General features: G+C 63.4%; 11 protein-coding genes and 2 pseudogenes. 7 read left to right on the top strand and 6 right to left on the bottom strand.

Annotated features, from left to right (window positions below; all coding sequences use genetic code 11):
* Nucleotides 1-12 precede the first annotated feature (12 nt).
* The 4 genes from benC (at nucleotide 13) to pcaD (ending at nucleotide 4,144) form a co-directional block, all read left to right on the top strand.
* Nucleotides 13-1,041, top strand: a complete 1,029-nt coding sequence (gene benC, locus BBX50_RS26625) for a benzoate 1,2-dioxygenase electron transfer component BenC (RefSeq protein ID WP_065778280.1) — start codon at nucleotides 13-15, stop codon at nucleotides 1,039-1,041.
* The gene (benD, locus tag BBX50_RS26620; protein WP_065778279.1) at nucleotides 1,038-1,826 is read left to right on the top strand and encodes a benzoate diol dehydrogenase BenD; all 789 of its coding nucleotides are present in this window, start codon (nucleotides 1,038-1,040) and stop codon (nucleotides 1,824-1,826) included. Before benC ends, benD begins: the two co-directional genes overlap by 4 nt.
* Nucleotides 1,827-1,865: 39 nt before the next feature.
* Nucleotides 1,866-3,200: an MFS transporter gene (locus tag BBX50_RS26615; RefSeq protein ID WP_201723526.1), complete on the top strand. Its 1,335-nt coding sequence runs from the start codon at nucleotides 1,866-1,868 to the stop codon at nucleotides 3,198-3,200.
* Between the two features lie 158 nt (nucleotides 3,201-3,358).
* Nucleotides 3,359-4,144, top strand: coding sequence for a 3-oxoadipate enol-lactonase (gene pcaD / locus BBX50_RS26610; protein WP_065778278.1), 786 nt, complete (start codon nucleotides 3,359-3,361; stop codon nucleotides 4,142-4,144).
* 40 nt (nucleotides 4,145-4,184) lie between these two features.
* On the opposite strand, the gene BBX50_RS26605 is transcribed toward pcaD, so the two are convergent.
* Complete coding sequence (locus BBX50_RS26605; protein ID WP_065778277.1) at nucleotides 4,185-4,592, bottom strand: cupin domain-containing protein; 408 nt, start codon at nucleotides 4,590-4,592, stop codon at nucleotides 4,185-4,187.
* 164 nt (nucleotides 4,593-4,756) lie between these two features.
* Nucleotides 4,757-5,815: an alpha/beta fold hydrolase gene (locus BBX50_RS26600; protein ID WP_065778276.1), complete on the bottom strand. Its 1,059-nt coding sequence runs from the start codon at nucleotides 5,813-5,815 to the stop codon at nucleotides 4,757-4,759.
* Between the two features lie 141 nt (nucleotides 5,816-5,956).
* On the opposite strand from BBX50_RS26600, the gene BBX50_RS26595 reads away from it, so the two are divergent.
* On the top strand, nucleotides 5,957-6,994 hold the full coding sequence (locus BBX50_RS26595; RefSeq protein ID WP_065778275.1) for an AraC family transcriptional regulator: 1,038 nt from the start codon (nucleotides 5,957-5,959) through the stop codon (nucleotides 6,992-6,994).
* 97 nt (nucleotides 6,995-7,091) lie between these two features.
* Here the strand turns inward: BBX50_RS26595 and BBX50_RS26590 are convergent.
* From BBX50_RS26590 to BBX50_RS26580, 3 genes and pseudogenes are all read right to left on the bottom strand, one after another.
* Nucleotides 7,092-8,249: pseudogene (locus tag BBX50_RS26590) on the bottom strand (Do family serine endopeptidase); the annotation flags it as partial.
* Between the two features lie 156 nt (nucleotides 8,250-8,405).
* Nucleotides 8,406-8,852: a hypothetical protein gene (locus tag BBX50_RS26585; protein ID WP_065778273.1), complete on the bottom strand. Its 447-nt coding sequence runs from the start codon at nucleotides 8,850-8,852 to the stop codon at nucleotides 8,406-8,408.
* Nucleotides 8,853-9,175: 323 nt separating this feature from the next.
* A complete protein-coding gene (locus BBX50_RS26580) occupies nucleotides 9,176-10,309 on the bottom strand; it encodes a citrate synthase (protein ID WP_065778327.1) in 1,134 nt (377 codons plus the stop codon).
* A gap of 69 nt (nucleotides 10,310-10,378) precedes the next feature.
* Here BBX50_RS26580 and BBX50_RS26575 point away from each other — a divergent pair.
* Nucleotides 10,379-11,472 (top strand): annotated as a pseudogene (locus tag BBX50_RS26575) (citrate/2-methylcitrate synthase).
* Between the two features lie 13 nt (nucleotides 11,473-11,485).
* Here the strand turns inward: BBX50_RS26575 and BBX50_RS26570 are convergent.
* Nucleotides 11,486-11,725 (bottom strand): MurR/RpiR family transcriptional regulator, encoded by a 240-nt coding sequence (locus tag BBX50_RS26570; protein ID WP_083213824.1) that lies wholly within the window; start codon nucleotides 11,723-11,725, stop codon nucleotides 11,486-11,488.
* Between the two features lie 277 nt (nucleotides 11,726-12,002).
* Here BBX50_RS26570 and BBX50_RS26565 point away from each other — a divergent pair, with 277 nt between their 5' ends.
* Nucleotides 12,003-13,271, top strand: coding sequence for an ABC transporter substrate-binding protein (locus BBX50_RS26565; protein ID WP_244513172.1), 1,269 nt, complete (start codon nucleotides 12,003-12,005; stop codon nucleotides 13,269-13,271).

Raw genomic sequence — 13,271 nt, 5'->3', positions numbered from 1 at the left:
GAGGAGGGTTCCATGGCCAGCTACAGGATCGCTTTGAACTTCGAGGACGGTGTGACCCGTTTTGTCGAATGCAGGGACGATGAGAAGGTGCTCGACGCTGCCTTCCGCAACAAGATCAATCTGCCGATGGACTGTTCCGACGGCGTGTGCGGCACCTGCAAGTGCCGCGCCGAAAGCGGCGCCTATGATCTCGGCGACGATTTCATCGACGATGCGCTGACATCCGACGAGGCAGCAAGCGGTCTGGTGCTCACCTGCCAGATGAAGCCGTCCAGTGATTGCGTCATCGCGGTGCCGACGACGGCGGCGGCCTGCAAAACCGGACAGCAGAAGTTCGCGGCCTCGGTCGCGCGCATCACCCCGCACAATGACGCGGCGATCGTGCTTGAACTGGACGTCGAACCCGCTGCTGCACCCGCCTTTCTGCCCGGTCAATATGTCAATATCGACGTGCCGGGCAGCGGCCAGAGCCGCTCCTATTCCTTCTCGTCGGTGCCTGGCGAACAACGCGTCGGCTTCCTGATCAAGAAGATCCCGGGCGGCGTGATGAGCACCTGGCTGGAGGGCGCCGCAGTCGGGACGAAACTCGAGCTGACCGGTCCGCTCGGCAGCTTCTACCTGCGGGAGGTCCAGCGTCCGCTGCTGTTGCTCGCCGGCGGCACCGGTCTCGCGCCGTTCCTGTCGATGCTCGAGGCGTTGGCCCGCACGAACGCCGAGCAGAAGGTTCATCTCATCTACGGCGTCACCCGGGACCTCGATCTGGTGCTTGTCGAGGAGATCGAGGCCTACACCAAACGCCTTGCCAACTTCACCTATGCGACTGTCGTTGCGCATGCCGCCTCCAACCATCCGCGCAAGGGCTGGGTGACCCAGCATATGCCGGAAGAGCTCTTCAACGGCGGCAATGTCGACGTCTATCTCTGCGGCCCCCCGCCGATGGTCGATGCGGTGCGCAAGCACTTCGACGACACCGGCGTCAAACCCAACAGCTTCCACTACGAGAAGTTCACGCCAAATGTCGTGGCGAAGGAGGCCGCATGACCACGGCCCGCTTCGAAGGTCGTTTCGCCGGCAAGGTGCTTGTTGTCACCGGTGCGGCTCAAGGGATCGGCCGTGCCGTGGCACTTCGCGCCGCCGAGGAAGGCGGCAAGGTTCTGTTCGTCGACCGCGCCGATTTCGTCGCCGAGGTGGCGGCGGAGGCCAAGGGTGCGCAGACCGCAGCCTTCAACGCCGATCTTGAAACCCATGACGGCGCGGCCGCGGCCATGCGCTTTGCCGCCGAACAGTTCGGCGGCATCGACATCCTCATCAACAATGTCGGCGGTGCAATCCGCATGCGTCCCTTTGCCGAGTTCGAGCCGGCGCAGATCGACGCGGAGATCGGCCGCTCGCTGATGCCGACGCTTTACTGTTGCCACGCTGTGCTGCCGCATCTCTTTGCCCGCGGCGGCGGCACCATCGTCAACGTGTCTTCGAACGCCACACGCGGCATTCACCGGGTGCCCTATTCGGCGGCCAAGGGCGGCGTCAACGCCATCACCCAGTCGCTGGCGATGGAACTTGCCGAACGCAACATCCGCGTCGTCGCCACCGCACCCGGCGGGACAGACGCACCGCCGCGCCGTGTCCCGCGCAATGCCGAAGGCGACAGCAACGCCGAGAAGACCTGGATGGGCGATGTCGTCGCCCAGGTGAAGCAGTCGAGCTTTATGAAACGCTACGCCAGCATCGAGGAGCAGGCGGCTCCCATTCTGTTTCTGGCCTCGAACGAGGCCTCCTACATCACCGGCAACGTCTTGCCGGTTGCCGGCGGCGATCTCGGCTGACGGCTCTGAGTTGAAACGCGCAAACGACCTGGGGAGGAGATGATGCGCTCTATCGATGTGAATGAAGCAATAGACAATAGCCCGCTCGGAGGCTTTCAATGGATGGTGGTGGCGCTATCAGCGCTGCTCCTGATCGTCGACGGTTATGATGTCTTCGTCGCCGGCACGGTGCTGCCGACGTTGATTGCCGAATGGGGCTTAAGCAAGCCGCAGGCCGGCGCTTTGCAGGCCTGGGCGCTGTTCGGCATGATGTTCGGCGCCTTGATCTTCGGCCCACTGGCCGACCGGATCGGCCGCAAGAAGGGGATCGCGATCAGCTTCCTGCTGTTCACGTTCTCGACGCTTTTGACCGGCTTCGCCAGCTCGCCGGAGCAGTTCAAGGTCTTCCGTTTCTTCGCCGGTCTCGGCTGTGGCGGCCTGATGCCGAACGCGGTGGCGCTGATGAACGAATATGCGCCGAAGCGACTGCGCGGCACCATGGTTGCGCTGATGTTCTCCGGCTATTCGGTCGGCGGCATGGTGGCAGCCGGTCTCGGCATCGGCCTCATCCCGTCCTATGGCTGGAAGCCGATGTTCTTCATCGCGGCGGTACCGCTGGTCTTGCTGCCGGTGATCCTGTGGAAGCTGCCGGAATCGCTCGGCTTCCTCATCCGCCAGGGCAAGCAGGAAGAAGCAAAGCGCATCTATGCGAAGATCGATCCCGACGCGCGCCTCGGCGTGGCGGATAGGCTGGTGTTTTCCGAGACGAAGGGTGCCTCGGCATCGGTCATGGAACTGTTCCGGCATCAGCGCACGCTGCGCACCCTCATGCTGTGGATCGCGTTCTTCTGCTGCCTGCTGCTCGTCTATCTGCTGTCGTCCTGGCTGCCGAAGGTGCTGCAGGAGGCAGGTTATGCCGAGAAGGCAAGCCTGCTCAGCCTGTTCTCGCTGAATTTCGGCGGCATGGTGGGCGCCATTGCGGGAGGCCGGCTCGGCGACCGGTTCGGCTTGCCGAAGGTCGTGGTCTGCTTCTTCGTCGCCGCAGCATTCTCGATCGCGTTGATCGGCTTCAGCCTGCCGCCGGCCCTTCTGTTCCTGATGGTATTCGTTGCCGGCGCCACCACGATCGGCACGCAGATCCTGCTCTATGCCAGCGTGGCGCAGCTCTATAACCTCTCGGTTCGCTCCACCGGACTGGGTTGGGCCTCCGGTGTCGGCCGCATCGGTGCCATCGTCGGTCCGACGCTTGGTGGCGTGCTCCTGGCGCAGGAGTTTCCGCTGCAGCAGAACTTCGCGATCTTCGCCATACCGGCGGCGGTCTCGGCGCTCGCCATGCTGGTCTTTGCGATCAGCAACGCGCGCCGCGCCGAGGTCGCGCAGTTGGCGACCGCTTAGCAAATGGGAGGCCGGCCGGATCACCAAACGGTCCGGCCGGCATCCCTTTGGGCACATCCGGTGTGACACTGGCCGCAGTGCGCAAGTAGAGGCGCGGCGTCACGCGAGAAACAACGAAGCCGCCATCTTGGCGGCTTTCCGATTGGAGTCCCTGTTTCATGGCCTATCTCGACCTGCCCAGCCATCGGCTGCACTACCGCATCGACAGCGCCCAAGGCGCGAGCGCGCCCTGGCTGCTCTTTTGCAACTCTCTCGGTACCGATCTTTCCATGTGGGACGCGCAGATCGGCGAACTCTCGCCGCATTTTCGCGTGCTGCGCTACGACCGGCGCGGCCATGGCCGCTCGACTGCTCCGCCGCCGCCCTATACGCTTGCCGATCTCGGCCATGACGTGATTGCCTTGCTGGACGCTCTCAAGATCGAGCGTACGCATTTCTGCGGCCTTTCGATCGGCGGCCTGACCGGGCAATGGCTGGGGATCCACGCCGGCAAGCGTCTGGACAAGATCGTGCTCTCAGCAACCGCGGCGCGCATCGGCACGCCGGAGGGTTGGGCCACGCGGATAGAGGACGTCAGGGCGAACGGACTGGCAGCCTTGACCGCGGCAACTGCGGAACGATGGTTCAGTCCGCAGTTTGCAGTCAGCCATCGAGAAGCCATCGATCGCATCTTCGGCAGCTTCGTCACCACCTCGACCGAGGGCTATATCGGCGGCTGCGCCGCGCTGGCTGATGCGGATCTGAGAGAGGCGATCGCGAAGATCGCCAACCCTGTGCTCACCATTTCCGGCGACGCGGACCCGGTGTGCCCGCCATCCGACCTCGAAAAGATCGCCGCTAGCGTGCAGCGCGGCCGGCATCTGACTCTGCCAGGCCGGCACATTGTCAACATCGAATCGGCAAAGGCGTTCAACGCGGCGCTTCTGGAGTTCCTTCGGCCGTAAGAGGTTGCGACCCACAACATGCGCCGCGCAGTGTGCGCGATCACTTGACCGGTACGAGGAGCGGCGCGCCCTTCTTGACGATATAGGTTGCAAGCTCCGATGCCGTTTCACTGCCGACGTTCTTTGCCGAATGGGCAACGCCAGCCGGAATGAACAGCGCCTGGCCTGCCTGGAGTGTCACGGGAGCCCTGCCTTCGAGCTGGTATTCGAGCGAACCCTCTAGCACGTAAGCGATTTCTTCGCCGGGATGGGAATGTTTGATCGCCAGCACGCCCGGGGCGATGTCGACGCGGACTTGCACGGCTTCATGTCCTGAAACGCTGATGTCGTTTTTGATGAGATCGGTGCGCTCAATGCCCTTCATCATCTGCTGGGCTTGGGCCGCGTGAAACGTCGCGACGCCGCCGGCGATGAGGAGTGCAGCGACGATGATGCGGGCGGTTTTCATGGGATCCTCCGTTTTTCCGAGTTGATCGAGTGTGCGTCGTTGGAAGCACGCTCATTTGAGCGGAGGCGTGTATTGGCCGTGTGTCGGCCGTTCCTGACTTTTGTAAGCCTTTGTAGCCGGCGAGAACCGAGCCGATCGGTTCTCGCCGCGCCTGCGGCGCTTGCTTATTCCCCAAGGTTCTGCTGCAAGGCCTCGCGGGCAATCTTGGTGATATCCGCATGGATTTCGGTCCGGGGGCGTTCGGTCGGTTCGCAGATCGGATCGACCTCGCCGAAGGATTTCAGCCGTTCGCTTGCGCCATCCTTGCATTCCGGCAGGAAGCTGAAGTGATCCGCGCCGGCAACCGTCGCATAGGACCCCTTCGGCGTTCGCGCTGCCAGCGGCTGCGAGGCGACGGCCAAGGGGATCGTTTCAACGCTGCCGAGATTGATGAAGTGCATCGGGATCTCGATCTTCTTCAGGCTTTCTTCGCGATAGGCCTGGGCGAGGCCCGGATCGACCAGCACTGCTGCCTTGATGCGCCGGTCGAGGTTCGATTGTTCGAAGCGGCCCTTGTCGATGGTGCGAAGATCGAGCTTGTCGACCTCAACCGGCATGTCGTCGACATAACCTTTGCCGCCGGCGAACCAGGCGCAATCCCATTTCTTGTAGCTGTCGCAATAGCGGGCATAGGCCTCGAGACTGGCTTCAGCGCCGGAGATCTCCATGGCGGTCGAACCTCCGAGCGAAAAGCCGAGGACGGCGATCCGGTCGGTATCGATGACCCGGTTCCACTCGCTGTCGCCGGTGAGCCTGTCGATGACGGCGGAAAGGTCGGACGTGCGCTCCCAGAGCTTCGGCGTGTTGGCTGGCGTCGAATCGCCGCTGGTGGTGCCGGGATGGTTGGGGCCGGCGACGATGAACCCTTCCTTGGCCAACTCGCTGGCAAGCCAGCTCATGGCCTGAACCCGCCCGCCTGAACCGTGCGAGACAACGACCAGGGGAAACGGACCGGGGAGGAAGGGGGCATCCTTCGAAGCCTCGGATCCCTTGAAGATCTGATTGTCGCCGACAAGCACAGTATCGCCTCCATCTGCGGCAGGGTACCAGATGGTTACGGAAAGGTCTTGTCCCCGGTCAGGAGCTGAAACGGCGATTTCGCGCACGCCGACATCATGGGCGTAAGAAGGGGTGGCAACGGTCAGGACGAAGGCGGCGGCGGGCAGAAACTGGAGGAGTGGCATGGGCATCTCGCTTTATTGGGAAAGACGGCCGATGATCGCCAACAGCGCGCTCGTCTGCGTCCTCGATCGTGATTGAGGTCGTCCCGAATCGCGATCTGAGCCATGACTTGCCAGGTTGCTTGCCCGCCAAAGGACCCACTTTTGATTTTCCTGCCGTTGCCCTTCGTCGTCGCCTTGCTGTTGCTGATCCTGCTGGTTGTCATGTTGCGCGGCGACGAACCCGCGAAGCGCAACTGGGCCTTTCTTGCCCTGGTGGCGCTCTGTGCTCTCCAGTCGGTGGTTGTCGGCCTGCGCTGGGGTTACGACGTCACGGCATTGCGATTTGCTCTGCCGGTGCTTGCAAGTGGCGTACCGCCGCTGGTGCTCGCGAGTTTCCATAGCCTGATTGGCTGTGAGGAGCGAAACGTCCCTGGCGCCGCGTGGGTTCACGCGACCCCGACGATCGGCGCCCTCATGCTGGTGCTGCTTGCGCCGCGATACATCGACTTCGCCCTGATCGTCGAATATGTCGGCTATGCGTTGGCGCTTTTGAACCTTGCGCGCCCTGGTACGGACGCGCTGGGCGAGGCCCGTTTCGAAGGCGCCGTCGCGGCGCACCGCGCTTTGGTCATTGCCGCCTTCTCGCTCTGTCTGTCGGCCCTCTTCGATCTTGCGATCATTCTGGACTTTGAATGGACGAAGGGTGCGAACATCGGCCTCATCGTCAGCAACGCGAATATGCTGGGATTGCTCTTCATCGGCCTGACGGCCATGGTCGCAGACCGCGCGCGTGCGCTTCCAGCGGTGAACGCGATCCTCGATGAGGAACCGACCCCAGAGCCACAGGATCGCGAGATCCTGGACCGGATCGACCATCTGCTCGTCAGTGAGAAACTGGCCCGCGACGAAAACCTCACTTTGTCGCGCCTGGCGCGACGCGCGGGCCTGCCGGCCCGGCAGATATCGACCGCGGTCAATCGGTTGGCCGGCAAGAATGTTTCGCAATACATCAACGATTTTCGGATTGCCGAAGCCTGTCGGCTGCTTCGGGAGACCGACATGTCGGTGACCTCGGCGATGTTCGAATCCGGCTTTCAGACGAAGTCCAACTTCAATCGCGAATTCCGCCGGGTCACGGCCCTCAGTCCTGCGTCCTGGCGGCAGCAGAGCCGGGCGGAAAAGATCGCTGGCTCACAATGACCGGCCAGCGATCATAGCCGTGAAAAATGCCTGGCGGCTGGGCCCGGTCAGGCAATTTGCGATGCGGAGCAATTGGCCGCTATTGCTGATCCCCGGTATTCCGGCCGATGGTGATCGGGACATCCCTGGACTGGCCGGTCCGCCAGACGCTCAGGCTCTTCGAGGTGCCGGGCGAGAGGTCGGCAACCATGCGCGACAGATCGCGCGGCGACTTGACGGGACTACCGCCGAAAGCGTTGATGACGTCGCCGGCCTTGAGGCCCGCCTTTGCTGCCGGGGTTCCGCCGTTGACGCCCGCGACAAGCGCACCTTCCGGCTGGCCAAGGCCGATTGCATCGGCGATATCAGCCGTGACCGGCTGAATTTGCACGCCGATGAAGCCGTGCTCGATGGAGCCATCCTTCATCAGCGTGGCAACGACCTTCCGCGCCTGATCGGACGGAATGGCAAAGCCGACGCCGACACTGCCGCCGTTCGGCGAATAGATGGCCGTGTCGATGCCGACCACCTTGCCCTGCGCATCAACCAAGGGACCGCCGGAATTGCCGTGGTTGATCGGCGCGTCGATCTGAATGAAGTCGTCATAGGGACCGCTGTTGAGATCGCGGCCGCGCGCCGAGACGATCCCTGATGTCACCGTCGTACCGATGCCGAACGGGTTGCCGATCGCCAGCACCTGATCGCCGACCCGCAGGGCATCGGAGTCGCCCCAGCCAACGGTCGCAAGCGGCTTCGATGGCTTGATCTTCAGGACCGCGAGATCATTCTTCGGATCCGCGCCGACGAGCTTCGCAGGTAGTTGCGTGCCGTCGTCAAGGGTCACCGTGATGCCCGACGCCTTGTCGATGACGTGGTTGTTGGTGACGATGTAGCCGTCCGCGCTGACGACGAAACCGGAGCCGAGCGCTTCGGCGCGCTGACCTTGACGTGGCTCGGGCGACTGGTCCGGCATCGGAATGCCCTGGTCTTGGAAGAACTGGCGGAACTGCTCGTCGAAAGGCGAATTGCCGCGAAATGGCGACGCCTCCTCATCGCCGGCATTCTCCGCCTTGATCACCGTCGTGACAGTGACAACGGCGGGCTTGTCGGCCGACACGATCGGCGCGAATGATCCTCCCGTGTTAGGCGAGGCAGAAAGGGTCGGCGCCGCTGCCGCCACGTTGTGTGCCGAGAAGGCTGCCACGGACAGGGGCGCGATGATGACGGCCGCGCCGAGAAGGGCGGCGGCACGATACCTCATGAGAATGGTTGGCATGATCTTGTCCTTTCACGAACTGACGGCCGCACGATGTCTGCGGCGGCGAGGCGCCGACACCGCGATGTGCGCAGGGCTTTGGTTGATCACTAGGACCGGCGGCCGGCCAAGTGGCCGCCGGGGGCAGCTCACCGCCAGTGAGCGACTGGCTGCCGCTCAGGCCATTCGGGACATGTCCCGGTCGAGGCGGCGAACTTCGTTCTGCAGCCGCGCATAGGATTGGGCGGGCAGCATGCCGTTGTGAGCGGCGGCGGTCTTGATTGCCTGGGCGCGAACCATGGCATCTTCCCGTTCAAGCTTGTTGTAGCTTGCGACGGTCAATCTGCCCTCAGCGCGGTCCGCTTTGATCTGGCGGTTGTGGGTCTTCAGTTCGTGGAGGACCCGATCGAGCCGCGACGAGGCAACACGGGCAGGTGCAGTGACCATCGGCCTCGCCGGGGTCGTCATATCGTCCATACCGAAAATGCCTTGGTAGTAGTCGCCCGTATAGGCGCCTTTGTCGTTGTCACGACCGAAGTCGTGATGGTCGGCGGCAAAGGCCCCGCCGGTCAGCATGGCGAGGGCGAGGGCTGCGATGGTGGTGGTCTTGAGGGGCGAGCGCATGTCTGCATCTCCTTGAATTCAAGAAAGCTCGGAGCGCTTCCAGAGAAGGCTGTCTCCTATTGTCGCGTCACGGCCGAAGCGGTCGCCGGCAATAATCAGCCTCGAGATGAACGTAATACTTATAAATCCAACCGTCATGTTAATACCGTGTAATATTTCTGCGAGAGCCCGTGGAGAATTGCTTCATTAACATTATTTAATAAACGCGATTATGCTTGATTGACTGACATTGTTTCTGCATGCCCCACTGGCTCATTCTTAAGAGCCTGGCCTCCAACGTGGGCAGCCGAGGGCGGATCAAGACCATACGGCGAGATGCAGAACTAGGATCCGGTGTAGTGTGCTCGTGGCCGGATCAACTCGCCGCTTTGCACCTGCTCCATCGCATGGGCGAGCCAGCCGACGGTGCGCGCGAGTGCGAATATGACGAGGGGCGCATCCTCCGGGAGATCGAACCGAGCGGCGAGCGCGGCCAGCGAAAAGTCGAGATTGGCCGGTTCGCCCAGGAGGTCTTCGCCGGCTTCGGCGAGCGCGGCGTAGAGTTCCGGAACCTTGAAGCTCGCCATGATTGCCTTGGCGCGCGGATCGCCGTCGGGATAGAGCCGGTGGCCGAAGGCTCTAACCACGCCTTCCGAGGACAGCATACCGCGGATCGCTTCGCGCACACCGACCGAAGCGGCCTGCTCGGCGAGCCGGGTGACGCTCAGCCACGCGCCGCCGTGCCTTGGGCCGGTGAGCGTAGCAAGACCGGAAAGCGTCGCGGCGGAAAGTGCTGCGCCTGACGAGGCGGTAACGCGGGCCGCGAAGGCCGAAACGTTCAGCTCGTGCTCTGCGGTCAGCACCAGGCATTTGCGGATCGGCTCTGCCGCTTCCGGCCGCTTCCAGCCCAGGGCCAAGCGCTGGTGCAGCGGCACCAGCTCTCTGGATGGAGCCAGTCCCGTCGCGACGGTCGCGAGCACTTCCGCCGCTTCGACCTTCAAAATGGCCGGCCGGCGGCCAAGGGCGGGCAGGTCGCGTTCGATCCGGCCCGCCAGAAGCCGAAAGGTCGCGGCCTGGCGCGACTGGCTGCTGTCATGGTCGCTGACGGCGGGCACGCTTATGGTCTCCGGTGACTGCCAAAGCAGCGCGGCGACCTCCTCCAATGTTGCTTTGGCGGAAAGCTCGACCGCGTCGTGCCCGCGATAGAAGAGCCGGCCGCCGGCAATGTTCGAGATCGTCGTCGGCAGGACGGGCTCGCCCCAGCGGATGGCTTCGGCCGCGACGACAGCGGCCTGACGCCGCCCGGCATGGCGCTCGGCCAGCCGCTGCACGTCGTCGGCCTGATACAGGCTGCGGCGCGGATCGGACGGGTCGGGCTTGGCGCGAATGCGCCCGCGGCTGACATTGGCATAAAGCGTCTGTCGCTTGCTGCCGAGGCGTGCAAGCGCCTCATCGGCGGTGATCCAGAGTGTCTTCATGTTGATCAATTGCATCAAGATTGACGTCAATAGAACTAAGCCGGATCATTCTCCGCGTAAAGGAGAAACATGTTGATGAAAAACGGACTTGAAGACGTCGTTGCCGCCGAAACGCAGCTCTCCCATGTGGATGGTGAAGCTGGTCAATTGATCATCCGCGGCGTCTCGCTCGATCACCTGGTCGGCCACGCAAGCTATGAAGATGTCGTGGCGCTGTTGTTCGGCGGGCTGCTGGGGCCGGCACCGGATCGGACCGAACTTGCCAGGTGCCTGGGTGAGAAGCGGGCGGAAGTGTTCGCCCATGTCCGCGCCATCGACGACGCCCTGCTGGGACTGCAGCCGGTCGACATCATGCGCGCGCTGATCGCCCGGCTTCCGGATGGTGACGATCTCGACACGGCACTGCGCCTGCTCGCCGCTCCCGCGGTTTTCCTTCCGGCGGCGCTGCGCCTGCAGCAGGGCAAGACGCCGGTCGCGCCGACACCGACCTTGTCCCATGCCGCCGATATTCTCGCGATGCTCGGCGCCAGAGTGCCGAGCAGGCAAGAGGTGGCGGCGCTCGACGCCTATCTGGTGACGATTTCCGATCACGGCCTCAATGCGTCCACCTTCGCGTCGCGGTCGCCTCCACGAAGGCCGGCCTCACGTCTTCGGTACTTGCCGCGATCAGCGCGCTCAAGGGGCCGCTCCACGGCGGCGCCCCGGGGCCGGTGCTCGACATGCTGGATGCGATCGGGACCGCTGGTAACGCGGACGCCTGGCTCTTGGAGGCGCTCGACCGCGGCGAACGGCTGATGGGGTTCGGCCATCGCGTCTATCGCGTCCGCGACCCCCGCGCCGATGCGTTGAAAGGCGCGCTGAAACAGCTCATCGCAGCTGATCCCTTGGATCGTGGCCGCATTCAGCTGGCCGAAGTGGTTGAGCAATCGGCGCTTGCCATCCTGAAGGCGCGCAAGCCCGACCGGCCGCTCGACGTCAATGTCGAATTCTACACGGCGCTTCTGCTCGACGCCCTGAGATTTCCGCGCGATGCCTTTACCGGCGTCTTTGCCATCGGCCGCACGGTCGGCTGGATTGCGCATGCGCGCGAGCAGGCGCTGGAGGGGCGCCTGATCCGGCCGCGTTCGCTCTATGTCGGGCCGCTGCCGCAGCAGGCGGCCTGAGCGCGGGCGTGTTTTACGGTGAGGCTGAAATCATTCGCGCATTTCGCAGGTGTTGTTGAAAGAACGCCTTCAGGTCACGGAAGTCGTTGAAGCCGAGGGCGGTCGCAAAACGGGCGACCGTCGTCGGCGATACAGCGCAGGCGAGCGCGATCGACCGGGCGCTGCCGAAGGCAACCAGGTCCGGCCTCGCCAGCGCGACCAAAGCGATCTGTTCGAGTTGCTTCGGAAGCCTGAGGGCTCTGGACGCGAACATACCCTTCAACTCCCTCATGTCACCAGGACGCCCTTGTCCCGCGTTCGTTCGGGTGTCCGCGTCCCCATAATTCATCGACATAGCAGTTGCCTCCACAACAATCCTCCCCAAACCACCGGAGTCGGCAACGTGGGTCCTCGAAGGCGGCCAGACGTGGATAGTTTCTTGGGTGTCCCGGCCGCTCCGCAATTTTTTCCACTTTACTGTACCGTCCGGACGGTATAGTAGCTCAATTATCGCTGATCGCAACAACACGTTTTCTGGGGAGGAGACGAGAATGCGTTGGATGAAGTGTCTCAAGGCGGCCGCCATGGCCGGCGTTGCTTTTGCCGCCTATCCTGCGGCTGCAGCCGAAGTGTCGATTTTCTGCAGTTCGGCCGGTGCCGAGCTCGAGCTTTGCCAGTCGGCCTCCGAGGCCTGGGCCAAAGAAACCGGCAATACCGTCAAGATCAACAAGATGCCCGCCAACTGGGGCGAGGCGCTGCCGCTCTACCAGCAGCTGCTCGCCGGCAAGTCCGGCGATGTCGACGTGCTGACGCTCGACAACATCTGGGTCGGAACGCTGGCGCCGCATCTCGTCGACCTGCGCGAAAAGGTCCCGGCCGACGAAGTCTCCGCCCATTTCGAATCCTCGCTTGCGGACGCGACCATCAACGGCCAGCTGCTCGCCATGCCCTGGTTCGTCGATGCCGGCCTGATGTTCTATCGCAAGGATCTGCTTGAAAAGTACGGCAAGGGCGAACCGAAGACCTGGCAGGAGCTGACCGAAACGGCGAAGTTCATCCAGGACAAGGAGCGCGCGGCCGGCAGCCCCGACATGTGGGGTTATGTCTGGCAGGGCCGCGCCTATGAGGGGCTGACCTGCGATGCGCTCGAATGGGTCGCCTCCTTCGGCGGCGGCAATTTCATCGCGCCCGATGGCACGATCACCGCCAACAATCCCGAGGCCGTCAAGGCGCTCGATCTCGCCCACTCCTGGATCAACACCATCAGCCCCGAAGGTGTTCTGAACTACGACGAAGAGGGGTCGCGCGGTGTCTTTGAAGCCGGAAACTCCGTCTTCCACCGCAACTGGAGCTATGTCTGGGGCACGACCCAGGCGCAGGACTCGTCGCTTCGCGGCAAGATCGGCGTCATGGCGCTGCCCGTCGGTGCGGACGGCCAGAAGTCGAGCGGCTGCTATGGCGCGGGCCTGCTCGGCGTTTCCAAATATGCCGATGACGTCGACGCGGCGGTGAGCCTGGTGCGTTACCTGACAGGTGCCAAGGAACAGAAACGCCGGGCGCTGCAAGCCTATAGCCCAACTTTGAAGGCGCTCTACGAGGACAAGGACGTGCTTGCCGCCAATCCGTCGCTGCAGTTTGCCGAAAAGGCCTATGCCGAAAGCGCCTCGCGGCCGTCGCAGGTGACGGGCGCCTCCTACAACCGCGTGTCGCAGCGGATCTTCAACGGCGTGCACAATGTGCTGAGCGGCAAGGAAAGCGCCGAGGACGCGCTGACCAAGGTCAGCAGCGATCTGGAGCGGCTGAAGGCGCGTGGGTGGTAA

Origin of the sequence: Ensifer sp. LC11 (genome assembly GCF_001695835.1) — a bacterium.
GTDB lineage: Bacteria > Pseudomonadota > Alphaproteobacteria > Rhizobiales > Rhizobiaceae > Ensifer.
The sequence above is the reverse complement of the archived record's forward strand: the minus strand, read 5'-3'. Positions and strand labels throughout refer to the sequence as shown.

Coding starts and splice junctions, on each gene's coding strand:
- benC (WP_065778280.1), top strand. CDS start 13: ATGGCCAGCTACAGGATCGCTTTGAACTTCGAGGACGGTGTGACCCGT.
- benD (WP_065778279.1), top strand. CDS start 1,038: ATGACCACGGCCCGCTTCGAAGGTCGTTTCGCCGGCAAGGTGCTTGTT.
- BBX50_RS26615 (WP_201723526.1), top strand. CDS start 1,866: ATGATGCGCTCTATCGATGTGAATGAAGCAATAGACAATAGCCCGCTC.
- pcaD (WP_065778278.1), top strand. CDS start 3,359: ATGGCCTATCTCGACCTGCCCAGCCATCGGCTGCACTACCGCATCGAC.
- BBX50_RS26605 (WP_065778277.1), bottom strand. CDS start 4,592: ATGAAAACCGCCCGCATCATCGTCGCTGCACTCCTCATCGCCGGCGGC.
- BBX50_RS26600 (WP_065778276.1), bottom strand. CDS start 5,815: ATGCCACTCCTCCAGTTTCTGCCCGCCGCCGCCTTCGTCCTGACCGTT.
- BBX50_RS26585 (WP_065778273.1), bottom strand. CDS start 8,852: ATGCGCTCGCCCCTCAAGACCACCACCATCGCAGCCCTCGCCCTCGCC.
- BBX50_RS26580 (WP_065778327.1), bottom strand. CDS start 10,309: ATGAAGACACTCTGGATCACCGCCGATGAGGCGCTTGCACGCCTCGGC.
- BBX50_RS26570 (WP_083213824.1), bottom strand. CDS start 11,725: ATGTTCGCGTCCAGAGCCCTCAGGCTTCCGAAGCAACTCGAACAGATC.
- BBX50_RS26565 (WP_244513172.1), top strand. CDS start 12,003: ATGCGTTGGATGAAGTGTCTCAAGGCGGCCGCCATGGCCGGCGTTGCT.